Annotated in this window: 5 protein-coding genes; 4 read left to right on the forward strand and 1 reads right to left on the reverse strand. The window is 33.7% G+C overall.

Features of this window, described 5'->3' with window-relative positions; translation table 11 throughout:
• Positions 1-312 precede the first annotated feature (312 nt).
• A complete protein-coding gene (gene lnu(A), locus ACRCJ0_RS10430) occupies positions 313-798 on the reverse strand; it encodes a lincosamide nucleotidyltransferase Lnu(A) (RefSeq protein ID WP_431390396.1) in 486 nt (161 codons plus the stop codon).
• A gap of 406 nt (positions 799-1,204) precedes the next feature.
• Between lnu(A) and ACRCJ0_RS10435 the strand changes: the two genes are divergently transcribed.
• From ACRCJ0_RS10435 to mobV, 4 genes are all read left to right on the forward strand, one after another.
• A complete protein-coding gene (locus ACRCJ0_RS10435) occupies positions 1,205-1,351 on the forward strand; it encodes a hypothetical protein (RefSeq protein ID WP_172699694.1) in 147 nt (48 codons plus the stop codon).
• Positions 1,352-1,472: 121 nt separating this feature from the next.
• Positions 1,473-2,132: a replication protein gene (locus ACRCJ0_RS10440; protein ID WP_105139627.1), complete on the forward strand. Its 660-nt coding sequence runs from the start codon at positions 1,473-1,475 to the stop codon at positions 2,130-2,132.
• A 9-nt stretch (positions 2,133-2,141) separates the two neighbouring features.
• Positions 2,142-2,306, forward strand: a complete 165-nt coding sequence (locus tag ACRCJ0_RS10445) for a hypothetical protein (RefSeq protein ID WP_172699695.1) — start codon at positions 2,142-2,144, stop codon at positions 2,304-2,306.
• 249 nt (positions 2,307-2,555) lie between these two features.
• Complete coding sequence (gene mobV / locus ACRCJ0_RS10450; protein ID WP_431390397.1) at positions 2,556-3,767, forward strand: MobV family relaxase; 1,212 nt, start codon at positions 2,556-2,558, stop codon at positions 3,765-3,767.
• The last annotated feature ends 7 nt before the right edge of the window (positions 3,768-3,774 follow it).

The raw sequence follows: 3,774 nt of genomic DNA on the forward strand, positions 1-3,774 counted from the left end.
TATTTGCGTTTTAAGGCGTTTTAAATCAATTCGAGTATATTTATACCTGTTTGGTCTTTTCGTCGGCATAAGCGTTAAAAATGGCAATAGAAAAAGCAGCAAGGGCGAACGTAGTGAGTGCATTTACCCTTGCAGCTTTTTTTGTTGTCATTTAGCTTTTGTAAACCGACAGAAAAGCCAACAGGTATGACTGTTTACTCACTTTTCAGAGGCATGATCAAACGCATTGCGTTTGTCAGGTGTGGGCGGAAGCCCACGGTTTTTAAAAGGGTTCCGAGGCTCAACGTCAATAAAGCAATTGGAATAAAGCAATTATGTTATTGATTTTAAATTTTTTATATCAAAATGGTCTTTTTCTGTTAAATCATAACCAGAATGAAAAAGAAGTTGAGCTTCTTTTGAAATACATGGTATTTTTCGACCTTTGTAATTAGTTTCTGAAAACCAGTCATTTTGGAAAACATAATTACCACCTTCTGGGTTTGCTTGGGTAATTGATCCATCATCATTTAGATTTATAGGATGAATATCTAAATACCCATATTCTTCATGCTTAAGTTCCATACGTGAAGGCATCCAATCAACTTCTACTTTGTATCCGATATCTTCTAATTTTTGTATAACTTTTTGAGTGTGTTGAGCGTCAAAATCTATATCTATATCTCTGTGTTCTCTTTGTTGTTTTCCAGTTAATACATCTACCCCCCAGCCACCATCTAACCAATAAGTTACTTTCATGTGTTCAAATAAATCTAAAATATAAAATAAATCTTTTTCTGTTACATTATTATTTTTCATTTTATCCCTCCTAACTTGGGAATTTGAAACGAGTTGAAAACGAGTTTCTTCTTGTCTTGATACTATATAGAAACAACTACATTTTTATAATAACTAAATAAATGCTGATATAACAGTGTTTTTAGATGTTTTTTGTTAAAAAAAGGTTGAAAACAAAAAACTATGGGGGAGATTTTGAAAAAATCGACCAACTTCTGGGGGGTACTACGACCCCCCTTTTAAGTGCCGAGTGCCAAATTCATTTTTTTTGATGCTTTATCCTTACTTGCTCAAGGGTTTTGCCTTGGCGAGAAGTGAGCGAGAAATTGGCGAGAAATTGGCGAGAAATTGGCACAAAATAAAATATTACATTATTTAAATTGTTATAAATAAAATAATATGTTATTTTATTTATGAGGTGATTATAGTGTCTGAAAAATCTGAAAAAAAAGAAAATATTAATGTTATAGTTCCTGCATCGTTAAAACAGCGTATATCTGAAAAAGCGGAATCTTTAGGGATGTCTCTGTCGTCATATATTCGTTTTGTAGTGATTAAAGATTTAGAAAAATAAAAAAAAGCCCTGCTAGAAAAAGCAAGGGCTCATAAGATTTGATATTCTTTGAATTCGCAATTTAAGTTTATCAAATTTTCCCTTGTTTTCCTAGTATGGTAACTAGGAAGGTGTAATTTTTATGGCAAAAGATAAAGCAAGATATTTTACATTTTTGTTGTATCCAGAAAGTATTCCGAATGATTGGGAAATGAGATTAGAATCGATTGGAGTTCCAATTGCAATTAGCCCATTACATGATAAAGATAAAAGTGATGTAGAAGGACAAGAGTATAAAAAAGCACATTACCATGTGATTTATGTTGCTAAAAATCCTGTAACAGCAGATAGTGTTCGTTTTAAAATTAAAGGTCTTTTAGGTGATAAGAGTGTTGCTTTAGTGAAAATTATTGTTACAAGTATTGAAAATATGTATTTGTATTTAACGCATGAATCTAAGGATGCTTTAGCAAAAAGTAAATATAAGTATAGTCGTAAAGATATTAAGTTAATTAATAATTTTGATATCGATCGTTATATAACGTTAGATGTTGAAGATAAAGATGATATGTTGAATGAAGTGTGTGATTTAATCGATGAACATGATTTAGCAAATATGCGAGAACTAAGAAGGTTTGTGAGAAATCATGGAACTGAATATAATTTACCGAGTATGAAAGTGATTAATTCAGTTTTACGTTCGCATACAGGCTTATTAAGATTATATTTTGATGCTGTCTATCAAGAGCGCCGATATGGTCGTTCTGATTATGACAAAGAAACTGGAGAAATAAAGGGATAGGTGACGAAAATGGAATGGGATAATTCAATTTATCTTGAATACGGTGTTAAGCATACTTTGACGAGGGAGGAGATTGGTGTTCTTCAAAAAGCGTTAAAAGAAGTTGAGGTAGATGAAGAACACCAAGATTCTTTGAATGCGTTACAAGCGATATTTATTCACCATATGGATTAAATAAAAGCCCCCTGACGAAAGTCGAAGGGGGCTTTTATTTTGGTTTGAGGTTTGCATACCTACTAGAATAGTAGGGCAGCAAATCGTCAAACAGGTATCAGCTAATTGCACCATAAGGGTGCGCTGATACTCGGCTCAAAAGAGCCGATAGAGCCGTCTGCAAGACCCCTCGGCGAGCCCACCTTTACGAAGTAAAGTATAGTGGGTTATACTTTACATGGAAGCTGTACCGAAGTTAGGAGTGTTTATATGTCATTTGTAGTGGCGAGAATGCAGAAGATGAAAGCTGGCAATTTAGTCGGCATGGGTAATCATAATCAACGGTTAACTGACAATCATTCAAACAAAGATATTGATACGGAACGCTCGTATTTGAATTATGACTTAGTCAATCGCACAGAGAATTACAAAACAGATATTCAGCAATTTATTAACGAAAATAAATCGAGTAGTCGTGCTGTCAGAAAAGATGCTGTATTAATAAACGAATGGATCATAACTTCTGACAACCAATTTTTTAAAGATAAAGACGATAAAGAAATTAAAGACTTTTTCGAACAGTCGAAAGATTACTTCGCTGAAAAATTTGGTGATGAGAATATCCGCTACGCTCAAGTTCACTTAGACGAAACAACACCGCATATGCACTTAGGTATTGTGCCTTTTAATGCGGAAAAGCGGTTATCAGCAAAGACTATTTTTAATCGTCAAGCTTTACAGGCGGTACAAGACGAATTGCCAAAGTATTTAAATGAGCGTGGTTTTGAGCTTGAACGTGGCGAAAAAGGGTCAGAACGTAAAAATTTAACGGTGCCTGAATATAAAAAGGCAAAGGACGAATTAAAAGAGATGACTACCACGCTGGAACAGCGAAAGTCAGAAGTTTTAGCGTTATCGAACGATAAAACACCAACAATCAACAAAGAAAGTTTAGATTTAAAAGACGAAACGAAAACGGTCAAAGTACCAAGTGGCGAAACGATTGGAATTGGTAAGTTACGTCATGAATTTACGAAAAATGAAGAACGAAAAACAGGAAATGTGATTATCCCTGAAAGTAAATTAAATGCTTTAATACAAGGCTATGAAGATTTATATAAATCGAATGAGCAACTAAAAAAATATGCAGAAACAGATTTACCAAAAAGAATTGATTACGTAAAAGGCAAATACAAAGAGGTAGTGCGTGATTACAATGATTTGGCAGATAGATTTAATAATAATTTAGAGAAAATTGATTCGTTGGAGAAAGAGAATAAATCGCTTAAAAACGAAATTAAGGGCATTTACAGAGGTTTTAATCAGTTTATGGAAAATACCCTTGGTGCAACTGTTAGACAAGCTGAAAAGCTCATGAATAACCTTGTGAGTGAAATTAAAGAGTTTGTAAAAGGTGGAGAGTTTGAAAAAATTCATAGAAATGAAACTCGAACACGAGATAGAGATGAATTAAGTCGTTAGAAGCTCA

This window comes from Aerococcus sp. L_32 (assembly GCF_050689315.1).

Excerpts from the sequence above, each read along its gene's own strand:
- mobV (WP_431390397.1), top strand. The coding sequence starts at position 2,556 with ATGTCATTTGTAGTGGCGAGAATGCAGAAGATGAAAGCTGGCAATTTA.
- ACRCJ0_RS10445 (WP_172699695.1), top strand. The coding sequence starts at position 2,142 with ATGGAATGGGATAATTCAATTTATCTTGAATACGGTGTTAAGCATACT.
- ACRCJ0_RS10440 (WP_105139627.1), top strand. The coding sequence starts at position 1,473 with ATGGCAAAAGATAAAGCAAGATATTTTACATTTTTGTTGTATCCAGAA.